Consider the following 14,977-nt stretch of genomic DNA (forward strand, 5'->3'; position numbering starts at 1 on the left):
ACATAGCTGTTGGTAGAGGGGGTTTGTATGAGCAAGAAGCAGAAGCAAAATAAGAAAAAGACCCACGTTCCTTTTCGGTTAAACGTGCTGTTTTTCTGCGTGTTTTTAATGTTCTCCGCTGTTATTGTAAGGCTCGGATATGTACAAATTGTTCGCGGTGAAGAATATAAGAATGAAGTGGAGAAGAAAGAAAACTCAACGATAAGTAATCCTGTACCGCGTGGGAAAATATTTGACCGTTATGGGCGACCTGTAGTAGATAATGCAGCCATTCGTACTATTACATTTACAAAAATGAAAGGATCAACTGCAGAAGATCGCTTAGAAACAGCGAAAAAGCTAGCAGATTTGATTGAAGTACCGACAGATAAATTAACGGATCGCGATAAAAAAGATTATTGGCTTGCTATGCATAAAGAGGAAGCTAAAGAAAAAATTACGAATAAAGATCGTCAAGAGTTTAAAGATAAAAAAATTGATGATAAAGAATTAGACGAGCGCCAGCGAAGTCGTGTAACAGAAGAAGAGATTAATCAATTATCCGCAAAAGATCTAGAAATACTAGCGATTAAGAGTAAGATGGATGGCGGATATGCAATGACACCTCAAGTTCTTAAGAAAAATGCAACAGATGAAGAATATGCGATTATTAGTGAAAATTTAGCGCAATTACCGGGAGTAGATACAAGTGTTGATTGGGAACGAAAATATGCATATGATGGTGATTTGTTCCGAAGTGTACTTGGTGGTGTAACAACTTCTGACGAAGGTTTACCGAGAGAAAGACTAGATTACTATCTTGTTCGTGATTATAACCGAAATGACCGAGTAGGGAAAAGTTATCTTGAACAACAGTATGAAGATAGTCTGCACGGTACGAAAGCAGAAGTTAGAAATGTTACAGATAAAAACGGTAATATTTTAGAAACGATTAATGTATCAAAAGGACAAAGCGGTAATGACTTGAACTTAACAATTGATATGGAATTACAAAAGCGCGTGGAAGATATTCTTGCGAAGAATTTAATGAGGTTTAAAGGAAGCGAACCTCTTTTAGATCGCGCATTCGTTGTAATGATGAACCCAAAAAATGGTGAAGTTTTATCTATGGCGGGGAAACAATTAGTTAACGAAGATGGCCAAACGAAAGTAAATGACTTTGCATTAGGTACCATGACAAGTTCTTATCCGATGGGATCAACTGTAAAAGGTGCAACAGTACTTACTGGATATCAAACTGGTGCGATTCAACCAGGGGCAGTACAATTGGATGAACCAATTAAATTAAAAGGTACACCTACGAAGTCGTCTTGGAAAACGATGGGATACATTAATGACCTGACAGCTTTAAAAATGTCTTCTAACGTTTATATGTTTAAAACAGCGATGAATATCGCCGGTGTTCAGTATGTGAGAGGTGGTACGTTAGATATACCTCAAAAAGCATTTGATACGATGCGTTATTATTTCGGACAGTTTGGACTTGGTGTAAAAACAGGAATTGATTTACCGAATGAATCTGCTGGTCAGATGGGTAGAAGTAGTCAACCAGGTTTCTTACTAGATTTATCAATTGGACAGTATGATACGTATACACCGCTTCAATTAGCGCAATATATTTCGACGATTGCCAATGGCGGATATCGTATGCAACCACAAGTTGTAAAAGAAATTCGTCAACCGGCAGTGAAACCGGATGAAGTTGGGAAAGTTGTTCAATCTATGGAACCGAAAGTATTAAATCGTGTTGATATGCCAGAATCGCAAATTAAACGTGTTCAAGAAGGATTTAGACAAGTGTATAATGATTCAGGTGGTACAGCTACAAAATACTTTACAGGTGCAAAATATAAAGCGGCAGGGAAGACAGGTACCGCGCAAACTGTGTATGGCGGAGATAAAGAGATTGGTAGAAAGGCAAACGGTGAACGTGTGGAAACATATAACTTAACATTAGTAGGTTATGCGCCACTTGAAGATCCAGAAGTAGCATTCTCTGTTGTCGTTCCGTGGGTACATGATGATAAGACTGGTATTAATGGATATATTGGTCGTGAAATTATGGACGCTTACTTTGATTTGAAAAACAAAGAAGTAAATGGTGAAGCTCCAAAAGATGATAAAGACAATAAAAATAAAGAGCAAGATGATGAATAAAAAAGTTGTAAAAAAGCACACTATCTGAAAAGATAGTGTGCTTTTTTTTATGGTTTATGCATATCGTGTAATAAATGTGGACAAGTATACAACATTGAAAAAAACGCGGCCGTATAAATGATACTTGTATATGGTGGGATAGGGGATAAATATTTTATAGGGAAATCATCAGAGGAAATGAATAGCTACTACTGAATTAAAATTGTACCGTATGTTGATTTTTGTGGAACTTTACAAAACTTTTACAAACAATTAAAACCGAATTAATAGTTTAGCAGTATTCTTATATCTGTAATCCTGTTATTTCCGGTTACTTCTAGGAGGAAGAACACGTGAAATGGATGCGTACACCGATTAAAGTTTTCGTATTATCAATATGGTTCCTCTGTTGTGAAATGTCTACTGCATTTGCTTTAAATGATACGGGAGAAGTGAGAGTTGATGGATCCTCAACGGTTTTTCCTATTATAGAAGCAGTAGCGGAGGAATATACAAAGGTGCATCCAGACGTGAAAATTTCCATCAGTATTTCTGGAACTGGGGGAGGATTTAATCGTTTCAGTAAAGGAGAAGTAGATATAAATAATGCTTCGAGAGTAATGAAACAAGTCGAGAAAAATGAAATGAAGAAAAACTCTATTCAGTTCACACCTTTTGAGGTTGCTAACGACGGTCTTACGATTGTTGTGAATCGCCATAATACATGGGTAGACGATATGTCAGTAGACGAGTTACGACTACTTTGGAGTGAAGATGGAAGAGAGAAGCGATGGTCACAAATTCATTCAACATGGCCACGTGAACAAGTGAAGTTTTATGCACCAGGCGTAGACTCTGGTACGTATGATTATTTTCAAAATGTCATCTTACAAAATCATCGCATTGTAAAAAAAGTCTCTTTGTCTGAAGATGATCAAGTTATTATACAAGGGGTAATGAATGATAAACATGCCATTGCTTTTGTAGGATATGCTTATTATATGGCTAATCGAGATAAGGTGAAAGCAATAAAAGTAAATGGTGTATTTCCGACGAAAGAGACCATTCAATCAGGTAAGTATAAGCCGTTATCTAGGCCGCTACTTACTTATGTGAATAATGCATCTATCCGAAATAAAATGAATGTAGCAAACTATGTTGAGTTTATGATTCAGCATGTCGGTAACCTCGCTGAAGAGGTCGGATATGTAAAATTAAGAAAAGAAAAATACAATGAACAGCTGCGTATGTTAACAGAAATAAAAAGGTAATGTCAGGGTGGAAAGGGGTTTTCATCTTTGGCTCATAATGACAAAAGTCAAATTACATTTTCTGTACAACATTTGATTGAAAGAAATACAAAACAAAGAAAAAAAACGCAGCGAATCAATCGAATAGTGCCTTTATTACTAAAAATAATTGCTAGTGTTTCTATTGTGACGACACTTGGAATTGTTTTTACGCTCTCTAATGAAACAATCATGTTTTTTCAAAAAATATCATTATACTCCTTTTTAACGGAGAAAGAATGGTTACCATTTTTTGAAGATCCTAAATTCGGTATATTACCACTTATATGTGGAACGTTCCTTGTAACAGCAATTGCTATGTTTGTAGCAATTCCTATCGGTTTAGCGTGTGCCGTATTTTTAAGCGAATATGCTTCAAATAGTGCACGGAAAATATTAAAGCCGATGTTAGAGCTATTAGCAGGTATCCCGACAATTGTATATGGTTTTTTTGCATTAACAGTTGTTACACCGCTTTTACAAAGGATTATACCAGATTTACAGTTTTTTAATGCGATTAGTCCAGGAATCGTTATCGGATTTATGATGATGCCTACAATTGCATCTCTATCTGAAGACGCGATGAGAGCTGTGGCGAAAGGGACGAAAGAAGCTTCATTAGCACTCGGAGCGACGCGGTTTGAAATGGTAAAACAAGTGGTGTTTCCGTCCGCTTTTACAGGGATTATGGCAGCAATTATATTAGCAGCTTCTCGTGCAATTGGTGAAACGATGATCGTTGTAATTGCAGCAGGATCCACACCAAATGTATCGCTTGATCCGACACATTCTATTCAAACGTTAACAGCCTATATTGTGCAAGTAAGTTTAGGTGATGCTCCGCATGGAACGATTACGTATTACAGCATGTATGCTGTAGGCGCAACGTTATTTTTGTTTACCTTTATTATGAACATCATTTCGCAGTCAATTATGCGCCGTTTTAGGAGGATGACATAATATGCGAATGTTGAATCATAAAAAAATACAAAAAAATATGGCATCACGCTTTTTAAAAGATCGAATTTACAAATTGTTATTTTATATAGCAATTTTATTTTCAATCGTAATTTTGTTTTTGTTACTGTTTCAAATTGTTGAAAAAGGTATAAGGTATCTTTCAATAGATTTCTTTACAAATTTCGCTTCACGTAATCCGAAAGAAGCTGGTATTGCTGCAGCTTTGTCAGGGACAATATTATTTATGAGTATTGTTATACCTGTTTCTTTTATATTTGGAGTTGGAACAGCACTTTATTTAGAGCAATATGCGAAGGAATCTCTATTTAAAAAAATAATAGAGATTAATAATCAAACGTTGGCAGGAGTACCATCCGTTGTATTTGGATTGCTTGGTTTAACTATTTTTGTATATGCTCTTCATTTAGGAGAGAGTATAGTTGCAGCAGCATTGACGATGAGTCTACTCGTTTTACCAACAGTTGTTGTGGCGAGTCAAGAAGCAATTCGATCAGTACCAAGTGTTTTATTAGAGGGTTCTTACGGATTAGGTGCTACGAAGTGGCAAACGATGTATCAAATTGTATTGCCATATGCTTTCCCAGGGATTATAACGGGCTGTACGTTAGCGATATCAAGAGCAATTGGAGAGGCTGCACCACTATTAGTTATTGGGGCACTTGCGTTTGCAAATTATGTTCCATTTAGTATGTTTGATAGATTTACAGTTCTACCAATTCAAATTTTTAATTGGATGAGTAGGCCACAAGAAGAATTTCAGTATGTAGCAGCAGCTGGGATGATTGTTTTGTTAGGTTTGTTGCTATTTATCAATATATTTGTTTTATGGTTACGAAATCGAAAATAAGTTGGAAGTGGATGAAAGGGGAATTCAAATGGTAGCAACAGTAGTAAATGTACAGGTGAAAAACGAAGAGAAAATCGAGACTGCGCCAAAGAAGGTAGTATTTGATACGAAAAATTTAAATTTATGGTACGGGGAAGACCATGCTTTAAAAGATATTAATTTAAGTATTCATGAGAATGAAGTTACAGCCATTATCGGTCCAAGTGGCTGTGGTAAATCAACTTACTTAAAAACATTAAATCGCATGGTAGAGTTAGTACCGATCGTTCGAACTACAGGTGTAATTGAGTATAGAGAACGCAATATATTTGATAAATCATATCCAGTTGAAGAATTAAGAACGCATGTAGGAATGGTGTTCCAAAAGCCAAATCCATTTCCAAAATCTATTTATGAGAATGTAACATACGGTCCAAAAATCCATGGTATTCGTGACAAAAAGACATTAGATGAAATTGTTGAAAAAAGTTTACGTGGAGCAGCGATTTGGGATGAGTTAAAAGATCGTTTGCACGATAATGCATACGGTTTATCTGGTGGACAGCAACAGCGTCTATGCATCGCACGCTGCTTAGCTATTGAGCCAGACGTTATTTTAATGGATGAGCCAACATCGGCATTAGACCCAATTTCAACATTAAAAGTAGAAGAATTAATTCAAGAGCTAAAGAAAGATTTTAGTATTGTTATCGTAACGCATAATATGCAACAAGCAGCGCGTATTTCAGACAAAACAGCTTTCTTCTTAAGCGGGGAAGTTGTGGAGTATACAGATACAAACAAATTATTTACGACTCCTTCAGATAAGCGTACAGAAGATTATATTACAGGTCGCTTTGGTTGATATCGTTTCAAAGCTAAGAGCAAATGCCCTCTTAACAGAGGGCATTTCTTATTTTATCTTACTGTTAATAAAGAAGTAATACTTCTCCTTATCTTAAGTTTTATTACAAGCGTAAGAGGCTATGTAGGAGATTTACCCCGCTATTTGCGGGCAGTAAGACCCCCACCTTAAAATTTAGCGAAAGCAAAGAAGTTAGGGAGGGGATCTTGCTGCCTATCAAATCCCGATTGATGAGGGTTGATTAAAGTTTCACTTTTATATAATGGCACATAATATTGAGGGGGAAGAAAAATGGTAAGAGAACAGTTTCAAGGTGATTTAAAAGCGTTACAGCAAAAGGTGATTGAGCTTGGAGAATTAGCAAATGCGGCTTTATTGATTGCTATGGAAGGTCTGCATACAAGAGATGTAGAGAAAGCGTTAGAGGTCATTGATGGTGATTACCGCATGGATAATTTAGAAGAGGAAATAAACGATCTTGCGCTTATGCTCATTACGAAGCAGCAACCTGTAGCAAGTGACTTAAGAAGGATTTTTATTTCAATTAAAACAGCGACAGATTTAGAGCGCATTGCAGATCATGCTGTTAATATTGCAAAGGCTACAATTCGTCTTGGGGAAAAAGAAGTGGCTGTTAGTTTGCACAACCTAGATGAAATGTTTGCGGTTGCAAATGAGATGTTGCATTTAGCGTTAGAAGCATATGAACAAGAAAATTTAACTTTTGCGAAACAAATTGCTGAAATGGATGATTCCGTTGATGAAATATATGGAAAAGCAATTCGTGAGTTTATATCTTCAGTTCCGGAACAACCAGAAGCAATTACGCAAATTACACAATTATCATTTGTCGCGAGATATATTGAGCGTGTAGCAGATCATATTACAAATATTGCTGAAAATGTCTTTTATTTAGTAAAAGGAAAGCATTATTTATTGAATGAGTAGGAAAAAAAGCAGGTGATGAGAAATCACCTGCTTTTTTTAGTCAAAACATGACAAAAAAAGCTCGTTGTTTCCTTTAGTTTATGATGATAAGATGTATCATAATGTAATGGAAAAATTAGTATATATGTTTGTCGTTAATAAGTATTATTTACGAATTTATAGTAAGCGCTTTCTTGTTGTTTGAAATGTACGTTTTTATAGGTTAGAAATTTAATTATATAGTCTTCTAAATGAGGATGTGTTTAACTAATCAAGTTTATGCTGCTAGTTCATGTGGGATAGGGAATATACATATGGTATATGGAGTTACTGAACATTATATAAGTGGAGGCTGAAGTATATGAAGGGGGTTATTTTAGCTGGAGGAAAAGGAAGGCGCCTTAGACCATTAACATGTAATACTCCAAAGCCGATGTTACCATTATTAGAAAAACCAGTTTTAGAATATAATATTGAGTTATTACGCCAGCATGGTATTCGTGAAATTGCAATTACTGTTCAATATATGAGTACGACCATTAAGCAATATTTTGGTGACGGTAGTAAATGGGGAGTTAACTTGTATTATTTTGAAGACTCTCCTCCGCTTGGCACAGCAGGGAGTATTAAACAAGCAGAACAATTTTTAGATGAAACATTTGTTGTGATAAGCGGGGATGCATTAACTGACTTTCAATTATCAGAAGGAATTAGGTTTCATGAACAAAAGAAAAGAATGGTAACAATGTTTGTGAAAGAAGTAGAAAATCCACTCTCATTTGGATTGGTTGTAATGAATAAAGACCAGGAGGTTACACGATATATAGAAAAGCCGGGCTGGAATGAGGTAGTATCTAATGTTGTGAATACAGGCATATATATTATGGAGCCAGAAGTCTTTTCTTACATACCGCCTAGGCAATTTTTTGATTTCAGTCATGATGTGTTTCCGTTATTGGCAAACAAAAATGTGTTATTCGCATATTTGTCAGAAGGTTATTGGTTAGATATCGGCACATTTAATCAATATCGACAAGCACAATTTGATTTGTTAACGAAAAAGTTACAAGTACCTATTCCTTATACAGAAGTATTACCGATGGTATGGATGGGAGAAGGGGTGACGATTGGTAAAGGGACGAAAATTCATGGCCCCTCTTTTATTGGAGAAGGAGCAAAGATTGGTACAGGAGCTGTAATTGAGCCATATTCTATTATTGGGAAAAATAGTATCGTTTCAAATTATTCTCATCTGCAAAAAAGTATTGTTTTTGCAAATGCCCACATTGGGAAGTATTGTGAACTATTAGAAACGACAATAGGAGAGCGTACAATAGTTGAAGATGATGTTACACTGTTTCAAAAAAGTGTTGTAGCGGATCACTGTCATATCGGAAGAAGTACGGTAATTAAGCAAAAAGGAAAACTATGGCCTTATAAGGCGATTGATAGTCATTCGATAGTAGGAGCGGCTGGTATTCAAGAGAGTGAAATGAGTGCAGGGTGGTTACAAAAAAGCCGCATTGTAGGAAGAGGGAATGTTGAAATTACTCCCCAGTTTATCGTGAAGATTGCGATGGCGTATGGTTCTCTTTTTAAAAAAGGAGAAAGTATATTAATTGGAAGTCAAGAAAATATAGAAACAACCTCTTATAAAAATTTATTTTTACATGCTATTCATGGTATAGGGATTCATACGATGGAATGTAAAGAAATGAACGAGTCACTTTTTCAATATAGTGTTCACCAGTTGCAATGTGCAGGTGGTGTTTTCATTCAAGTGGAGAATGAGAATGAGATTGTTATAAAGTTATACGGTCAAGCTGGCATGCCGTTAACGTATAAGCAGCAAAAAGAGATAGAACAAGTATATATGTCCGAATTGTTTTATTACGTGCATGAGAAAGAAATGGGGCGTAATAAGCTCGTTCATGTTTCTATGAATGAGTATATAGAAGTTATATTGGAGCATATTGATATCGAGAAAATACAGATGCAGAAGTTTCATCTTCTTATTAATAAGAGAAATGATACGTTGCAACATTTACTCATGCTCTTTCTGCAAAGACTTGGTTGTACAGTTACATGGATTTATGCAAGCGAACAAAAAGATCATGTGAAAGCTTTGATGAAATCAAGTAAAGCGAATATGGCTCTTATGTTTTCTGAGCAAGGAAATCATTTCGAGTTATACGATAAACATAGTAATATTTACCAAGGTACAGATTTGGAAGAGGTAGATATTCCAGATTTCTTACTCGAATCGACAGGAAATATTTACCCAATGTCTTTGAAGTTAGGAGAATGTTATCTTCTATTTTATACGCAGGATGAAAGAAAGTCGTTTCAAGTAAGGTGGAAGCGAGATATTTTATATCGGATTGGAAAATTATTCGAGCTAATAGCATTGCAAGGAAAAACGTTTCTCAGCATAGTAGAGCAATCACCTCCGCTCTATTTACTTTATGATGAAGTGGTATGTTCATGGAATGAAAAAGGGGAAATTATGAGGAAATTATTGGATGATATAGAAAGGAAGGGAGAAGGTATATTTGAAGGAGTACAGTTCAAATATACTGAAAAAGAGTGGTCTTATATCGTTTCTGACACAAAACAACCAAAATTTTTGGTGTATTCACATGCTAGAAACCCAGTAATAGCAAGGGAAAATATGAAAAATCTTATAGAAAAAATTAGACAATATCAAAAGGTGTAGAATTTTTATTTTAAAAGTGGTATTATAGTATAGTCTGATTTAAGTTATTAGTACTGGAGGGAAATAAGAATGCGTGTGAATATTACTCTAGCATGTACAGAATGCGGAGATCGTAACTATATCTCAAAGAAAAATAAACGTAACAACGCTGAGCGTATCGAGCTTAAAAAGTATTGCAAGCGTGACAAGAAGTCTACGTTACACCGTGAAACAAAGTAAGCAGTAGGAATATTTTCCTACTGTTTCTTTTTTTATTCGATTCCTATGTTAAAAGTGATACACTATCAGCATAGAGTAAAGTGTCACTGTAAGGGGGAGAATGTGTGAAAGCAGAGAAAGTACGTTTACGTAAACAAATAATAGAACACATGAATTCTTTATCAGAAGAACAGTATACAACTTTATCAGAACAGATTGCATTTTCGTTGTATGCGCAAAAAGAGTGGGTTGAAGCTAAAACAATTGGAATTACTCTTTCAATGGAAAATGAAGTGAATACATATCCTATTATCGAAAAAGCTTGGGAAGAAGGAAAGAAAGTTGTAGTTCCTAAGTGTAATAAAGGAACTAGAACGATGTCCTTCCGGCAAATTAATAATTTTGATCAATTAGAAACGGTGTATATGAATTTACGTGAACCGATTCCCGGGCTTACGGAAGAAGTGAATATGGATGAAATTGATCTTCAAATTGTCCCAGGCGTAGCTTATACAGAACGAGGAGAGCGAATTGGGTACGGCGGTGGCTATTATGATCGTTATCTCGTGCATTATAAAGGGAAAACGCTGTCATTAGCGTATGATTTTCAAATGGTAAAACACATTCCAGTAGAGCCATTTGATAAAAACATAGAAAAAATTATTACAGAAAAAGGAACACTGCTTATAAATAAGCTTGTATAGACAAATAAAAATTGACGAGACTTTTTCTTCTTGATTATAATAAAATATGTGAACGTTTTCTTATTATAATTTTTTATAGTAAGTGAGCATAGAGGGTGATGAAATGGTATCTATTTATGATATTCAGCAATTGCTAAAGAAATTTGGTACGATTATTTATACGGGAGATCGAATTGCAGATTTACAATTAATGCAAGATGAATTGCGTGAATTAAATCAATCACAGCTAATCGATCCACAAGACTATCAAACAGCTTTATTTTTATTGAAGCAAGAAATTCAAAAAGAGCTAAATAAGAATTAGATAAAGGTAGGTAAGCAACATGGAAGAGAAATGGTTAGTTGGTGTTGACCTTGGTGGTACAACGATTAAATTAGCATTTATTAATGTATACGGTGAAATTTTACATAAGTGGGAAATCCCTACGAATACAGGTGAGCAAGGAAAACATATTACACTTGATGTTGCGAAAGCAATTGATAAAAAGCTAGAAGAATTAGGCGAATTGAAGAGCAAATTAATTGGTATTGGTATGGGAGCTCCTGGTCCTGTACATGTGGCGTCTGGAATGATTTATGAAGCGGTTAATTTAGGATGGAAAAACTATCCGCTAAAAGATTTATTAGAAGTAGAAACAGGATTACCTGTTGTTATTGATAATGATGCAAACTTAGCAGCGCTTGGTGAAATGTGGAAAGGTGCTGGTGAAGGTGCAAAAGATTTAATCTGTATGACACTTGGTACGGGCGTTGGTGGTGGTGTAATCGCCAATGGTGAGATTGTACACGGCGTGAGTGGTGCTGCTGGTGAAATTGGACATATTACAGTCGTTACAGAAAATGCTTTCCCATGTAATTGCGGGAAGTCTGGTTGCTTAGAAACAGTAGCATCTGCGACAGGTATTGTACGTGTTGCTATGCAAAAAATACAAGAGACTAATAAAGAGAGCATGTTGCGTTCTATGTTAGCTGAAGAAGGACGTATTACATCAAAAGATGTCTTTGAAGCACTTGGACAAGGTGATGAATTAGCAGGTGAAGTAGTAGAAAAAGTAGCTTCTTATTTAGGATTAGCTGTAGCGAACCTTTCTAGTACATTGAACCCAGAGAAAATTGTTATTGGTGGAGGCGTGTCTAAAGCTGGAGATGCGTTATTAGAACCAATTCAACGCTATTTCGAGCAATACGCTTTCTCACGTGCTGTAAAGAGCACGAAGTTAGCTATTGCAACACTTGGTAATGATGCAGGTGTTATCGGAGGAGCTTGGCTTGTAAAAAAGCACAAATACGAAGCGAAGATGATATAAGTTGTGAAATATGAAAAGAGGAAGGGGGAACCCTTCCTCTTTTTGTGTAAAATCTCGATGAAGAATAAAGTGTAAACGAATTAAGCTGCTGGTGGATACCCGTTATATAGAACAGTCATGATCGTAAACCATCCGAAAACGAGTACAGTTGCAATTGCAAAGCCGCTTGCGAAAAAGTTTTTTTCACGAAGTGTTCTAAGCGTAGCAAATACAGCTAACAGAGTGACAAGTGTAAAAATAATAACAAGGCCCATACAATATCCTCCTCTGTCTACCCATTTCTTATTATGAGTTTTTGGAATATTTACTCTTTTATATTGTACATGTTTTAAAAATAATTGTCGAGATAGCATCCTTTCTTTTCCTCAGAGAAAGAAATGTTGTATCATTAAAAGTAAGTTTAACAACTGGAGGAGATTTTCATATGAAATGGATACAAATGCCGTTAGGCCCATTACAAACAAATGCTTATATTTTAATGAACGATCAAAAAGAGTGCATTATCTTTGACCCTGGTCATGAAGGTGAAAAGCTCGTTACATATTTACAAGAAGAACAATTAAAACCATTGGCTGTTTTATTAACACATGCTCACTTTGATCATATCGGTGCTGTTGATGCCGTAAGAGACGCTTTTCATATTCCTGTGTACGTACATAAAGAAGAAGCAGATTGGTTAGGAGATGCAACTGTAAACGGCTCTCAAATTTTTATGATGAACCGCAGTATTACAGCAAAACCAGCGGATCATATTATTGATGCAGAAGGTACATTAACAATTGGATCATTTAATTTTGAAATTTTTGAGACACCAGGACATTCTCCAGGAAGTATTTCTTATTATAGTAAAGAAGCGAATGCTGTATTCTCAGGAGATGTATTGTTCCAAATGAGCATTGGAAGAACAGATTTGCCTGGTGGAAGTTTTGCTGAATTAATTGGAAGTATTGAAGAGAAATTATTTGTATTACCAGATGAAACAGCGGTGTTATGTGGACATGGTCCAGAAACAAGCATTGGCTTTGAAAAAGAAAATAATCCGTTTTTACAATAAGGAGTCATTATGGGAATGGAGCTCATTTTAAGAGAATGGATGGGGAAAGAAAAGGATTATTCAATTTCATATAGTACGTATATGAACCTTGTATTGTATACGGAGGGTCATGGATATTATATGAAAGAACGTGAAAAGATTGGAAGACAAGGGGATTTTTTTACAAGTAGCAATGTATCCTCTGTTTTTGCAAAAACTTTTGCTAAACTTTTTATTCGTCTTGTTGAAAATGGTGAAGTTGCTTCGAATATTTGTGAGGTTGGTGGGGGAACTGGAAAGTTTGCCTATGATGTTTTACAAGAATGGAAGCAATTATCTCCAAAAACCTTTATTGATTTAAACTATTCAATGATTGAAGTGAGCCCTTTTCATAGGAAATTACAGCAGGAGCAACTTGGCTCATTTTCTAATGTATCGTACTATACCTCCTATAGTGAAATGGGAGATTCTTTCGAGGGAATTCTTTTTTCGAATGAGTTGTTTGATGCATTTCCTGTTGAAGTAATTGAGAAAAGAAATGGTATATTGTATGAAGTACGTATTACATATACAGAGGAAGGAAACCTTTCAGAAGTATGTAGGCCGTTAAATAAAAGAATTGGTCGCTATTTATTGAAATATAATATTCATATTGCTGAAGGGCAACGTTTTGAAGTACCAATTGTTATGGAGGAGTATATAAAAGAAATTTCGAAATGGTTTCAAAAAGGTATATGTATTACAGTTGATTACGGATACACAAAAGAAGAATGGATGCATCCAGCACACCGCGAAGGAAGTTTGCGAGGATATTATCAGCATAAGCTAATGCGTAACCCACTAGCGCATCCAGGTGAAATGGATCTTACTACTCATGTTCATTGGGACGAGCTAAAGGAGATGTTTAGTATGCAAGGAATGAGTGCAGTATGGCATAAGAAACAATCTGAGTTCTTGTTAGCTGCGGGGATATTAGAACAGCTTACGAGCCATCAAGACACGAATCCTTTTTCTGAAACGCAAAAACAAAATCGAGCAGTTCGTTCTATGATTTTAAATGGAGGAGTAGGGAGTTCGTTTGATGTTGTTATACATACAAAAGATATGCAACATTTACATTTGGATCAGTATGTAACAATATAAAAAACAAGACACAGTATATACTGTGTCTTGTTTTTTAATACGACTTATGTAGTATTATATATTTCCTCTCATGATATATATTTATATTAAAGATATGAGATGAAAAATATAGAATACGTTCTTTTTCTGCGATTATTAGTCCCTAACCTAATAATACACGAACGAGTTGAATGATTGTTTCATTTTCTACTTTGTAATAAATTTCCAATCCTTTTCTTTCACTAGAAACGATTTTAGCGCTTTTTAATTTTGCTAAATGCTGTGAAATTGTAGATTGTGGCATGTTTAAGCCAGTATACATTGTAGAAACGTTGCTTGGACCGCGCTCGATTAATCCTTTTACGATACATAAACGAACAGGATGAGCTAGCACTTTTAATAATTCTGCATTACTTTCATATAGTTCTAATTCTTTTTGAAAGGTTTCTAACATGTTCTTTTCCACCTCCGTGTGAGCTATTATACCATACTATACATACCAAAAATTTAAAGAAAAGAAAATAGTTGTTGCAGAAAAAAAGTCCTAAAGTAAAGAAATTGTAAGAAAAGAGACCCGGATGTAAATAAAATAGGTAAATTAGCATGTTTTTGTAAAATGACATTTTTGGGTGAAAATTTCGATGCGTTTTAAAAATTGAAAGATATAGATATATTTGTAACACAATTTTATCATGATTTTCTTATTCTTTCAAATGAATATACGAAATTTTTAAAATAATATGACAAAGGAATTATAATGATATATATAGAATATAAAACAGGTTAAAAGAAAAGAAGCTGAATGTCATTCGCTTCTTTATGGTGATAATGAAATATTTGATTACGGCTGATAAATCTTAGGATGATCAAGTC

The 14,977-nt window shown here is 35.2% G+C and carries 15 protein-coding genes; 13 read left to right on the forward strand and 2 right to left on the reverse strand.

Annotated features, from left to right (window positions below; translation table 11 throughout):
- Nucleotides 1-27 precede the first annotated feature (27 nt).
- The 11 genes from IQ781_RS21545 (at nucleotide 28) to glcK (ending at nucleotide 11,949) form a co-directional block, all read left to right on the forward strand.
- Nucleotides 28-2,157 carry a peptidoglycan D,D-transpeptidase FtsI family protein gene (locus tag IQ781_RS21545; protein WP_000038987.1) on the forward strand — a complete coding sequence of 710 codons (2,130 nt, stop codon included), beginning with the start codon at nucleotides 28-30 and terminating at the stop codon, nucleotides 2,155-2,157.
- Between the two features lie 332 nt (nucleotides 2,158-2,489).
- A complete protein-coding gene (locus IQ781_RS21550; RefSeq protein WP_065382012.1) occupies nucleotides 2,490-3,407 on the forward strand; it encodes a PstS family phosphate ABC transporter substrate-binding protein in 918 nt (305 codons plus the stop codon).
- A 27-nt stretch (nucleotides 3,408-3,434) separates the two neighbouring features.
- Entirely contained in the window at nucleotides 3,435-4,385 is a 951-nt protein-coding gene (gene pstC, locus IQ781_RS21555; RefSeq protein WP_000940918.1) for a phosphate ABC transporter permease subunit PstC, read from the forward strand.
- 1 nt (nucleotide 4,386) lies between these two features.
- Complete coding sequence (gene pstA, locus IQ781_RS21560; RefSeq protein WP_088362565.1) at nucleotides 4,387-5,253, forward strand: phosphate ABC transporter permease PstA; 867 nt, start codon at nucleotides 4,387-4,389, stop codon at nucleotides 5,251-5,253.
- Between the two features lie 28 nt (nucleotides 5,254-5,281).
- The gene (gene pstB / locus IQ781_RS21565) at nucleotides 5,282-6,097 is read left to right on the forward strand and encodes a phosphate ABC transporter ATP-binding protein (protein WP_000226686.1); all 816 of its coding nucleotides are present in this window, start codon (nucleotides 5,282-5,284) and stop codon (nucleotides 6,095-6,097) included.
- Nucleotides 6,098-6,388: 291 nt separating this feature from the next.
- Complete coding sequence (gene phoU / locus IQ781_RS21570) at nucleotides 6,389-7,045, forward strand: phosphate signaling complex protein PhoU (protein WP_000251240.1); 657 nt, start codon at nucleotides 6,389-6,391, stop codon at nucleotides 7,043-7,045.
- Between the two features lie 340 nt (nucleotides 7,046-7,385).
- Nucleotides 7,386-9,740, forward strand: coding sequence for a sugar phosphate nucleotidyltransferase (locus IQ781_RS21575; RefSeq protein WP_139846669.1), 2,355 nt, complete (start codon nucleotides 7,386-7,388; stop codon nucleotides 9,738-9,740).
- A gap of 69 nt (nucleotides 9,741-9,809) precedes the next feature.
- Nucleotides 9,810-9,959, forward strand: a complete 150-nt coding sequence (rpmG, locus tag IQ781_RS21580) for a 50S ribosomal protein L33 (RefSeq protein ID WP_001265616.1) — start codon at nucleotides 9,810-9,812, stop codon at nucleotides 9,957-9,959.
- A 104-nt stretch (nucleotides 9,960-10,063) separates the two neighbouring features.
- On the forward strand, nucleotides 10,064-10,642 hold the full coding sequence (locus tag IQ781_RS21585) for a 5-formyltetrahydrofolate cyclo-ligase (RefSeq protein ID WP_000642750.1): 579 nt from the start codon (nucleotides 10,064-10,066) through the stop codon (nucleotides 10,640-10,642).
- A gap of 103 nt (nucleotides 10,643-10,745) precedes the next feature.
- Complete coding sequence (locus IQ781_RS21590; RefSeq protein ID WP_000253699.1) at nucleotides 10,746-10,946, forward strand: YqgQ family protein; 201 nt, start codon at nucleotides 10,746-10,748, stop codon at nucleotides 10,944-10,946.
- Between the two features lie 19 nt (nucleotides 10,947-10,965).
- Nucleotides 10,966-11,949, forward strand: a complete 984-nt coding sequence (gene glcK, locus IQ781_RS21595) for a glucokinase (protein ID WP_000391701.1) — start codon at nucleotides 10,966-10,968, stop codon at nucleotides 11,947-11,949.
- Between the two features lie 80 nt (nucleotides 11,950-12,029).
- On the opposite strand, the gene IQ781_RS21600 is transcribed toward glcK, so the two are convergent.
- Complete coding sequence (locus tag IQ781_RS21600) at nucleotides 12,030-12,203, reverse strand: DUF2759 domain-containing protein (protein WP_000524852.1); 174 nt, start codon at nucleotides 12,201-12,203, stop codon at nucleotides 12,030-12,032.
- Nucleotides 12,204-12,373: 170 nt separating this feature from the next.
- Here IQ781_RS21600 and IQ781_RS21605 point away from each other — a divergent pair, with 170 nt between their 5' ends.
- Together IQ781_RS21605 and IQ781_RS21610 are read left to right on the forward strand one after the other, a co-directional pair.
- Nucleotides 12,374-13,003: an MBL fold metallo-hydrolase gene (locus IQ781_RS21605; protein WP_000871225.1), complete on the forward strand. Its 630-nt coding sequence runs from the start codon at nucleotides 12,374-12,376 to the stop codon at nucleotides 13,001-13,003.
- Nucleotides 13,004-13,012: 9 nt separating this feature from the next.
- Nucleotides 13,013-14,125 carry a class I SAM-dependent methyltransferase gene (locus IQ781_RS21610; RefSeq protein ID WP_000525149.1) on the forward strand — a complete coding sequence of 371 codons (1,113 nt, stop codon included), beginning with the start codon at nucleotides 13,013-13,015 and terminating at the stop codon, nucleotides 14,123-14,125.
- 142 nt (nucleotides 14,126-14,267) lie between these two features.
- Here the strand turns inward: IQ781_RS21610 and IQ781_RS21615 are convergent, their stop codons facing one another.
- A complete protein-coding gene (locus IQ781_RS21615; RefSeq protein WP_000894377.1) occupies nucleotides 14,268-14,558 on the reverse strand; it encodes an ArsR/SmtB family transcription factor in 291 nt (96 codons plus the stop codon).
- Nucleotides 14,559-14,977 lie beyond the last annotated feature (419 nt).

This window comes from Bacillus sp. N447-1 (assembly GCF_022701035.1).
Classification (GTDB): domain Bacteria; phylum Bacillota; class Bacilli; order Bacillales; family Bacillaceae_G; genus Bacillus_A; species Bacillus_A cereus.

Excerpts from the sequence above, each read along its gene's own strand:
- IQ781_RS21605 (WP_000871225.1), top strand. The coding sequence starts at position 12,374 with ATGAAATGGATACAAATGCCGTTAGGCCCATTACAAACAAATGCTTAT.
- IQ781_RS21615 (WP_000894377.1), bottom strand. The coding sequence starts at position 14,558 with ATGTTAGAAACCTTTCAAAAAGAATTAGAACTATATGAAAGTAATGCA.
- rpmG (WP_001265616.1), top strand. The coding sequence starts at position 9,810 with ATGCGTGTGAATATTACTCTAGCATGTACAGAATGCGGAGATCGTAAC.
- pstB (WP_000226686.1), top strand. The coding sequence starts at position 5,282 with ATGGTAGCAACAGTAGTAAATGTACAGGTGAAAAACGAAGAGAAAATC.
- IQ781_RS21590 (WP_000253699.1), top strand. The coding sequence starts at position 10,746 with ATGGTATCTATTTATGATATTCAGCAATTGCTAAAGAAATTTGGTACG.
- pstA (WP_088362565.1), top strand. The coding sequence starts at position 4,387 with ATGCGAATGTTGAATCATAAAAAAATACAAAAAAATATGGCATCACGC.
- IQ781_RS21600 (WP_000524852.1), bottom strand. The coding sequence starts at position 12,203 with ATGGGCCTTGTTATTATTTTTACACTTGTCACTCTGTTAGCTGTATTT.
- phoU (WP_000251240.1), top strand. The coding sequence starts at position 6,389 with ATGGTAAGAGAACAGTTTCAAGGTGATTTAAAAGCGTTACAGCAAAAG.
- IQ781_RS21610 (WP_000525149.1), top strand. The coding sequence starts at position 13,013 with ATGGGAATGGAGCTCATTTTAAGAGAATGGATGGGGAAAGAAAAGGAT.
- IQ781_RS21575 (WP_139846669.1), top strand. The coding sequence starts at position 7,386 with ATGAAGGGGGTTATTTTAGCTGGAGGAAAAGGAAGGCGCCTTAGACCA.
- IQ781_RS21545 (WP_000038987.1), top strand. The coding sequence starts at position 28 with ATGAGCAAGAAGCAGAAGCAAAATAAGAAAAAGACCCACGTTCCTTTT.
- glcK (WP_000391701.1), top strand. The coding sequence starts at position 10,966 with ATGGAAGAGAAATGGTTAGTTGGTGTTGACCTTGGTGGTACAACGATT.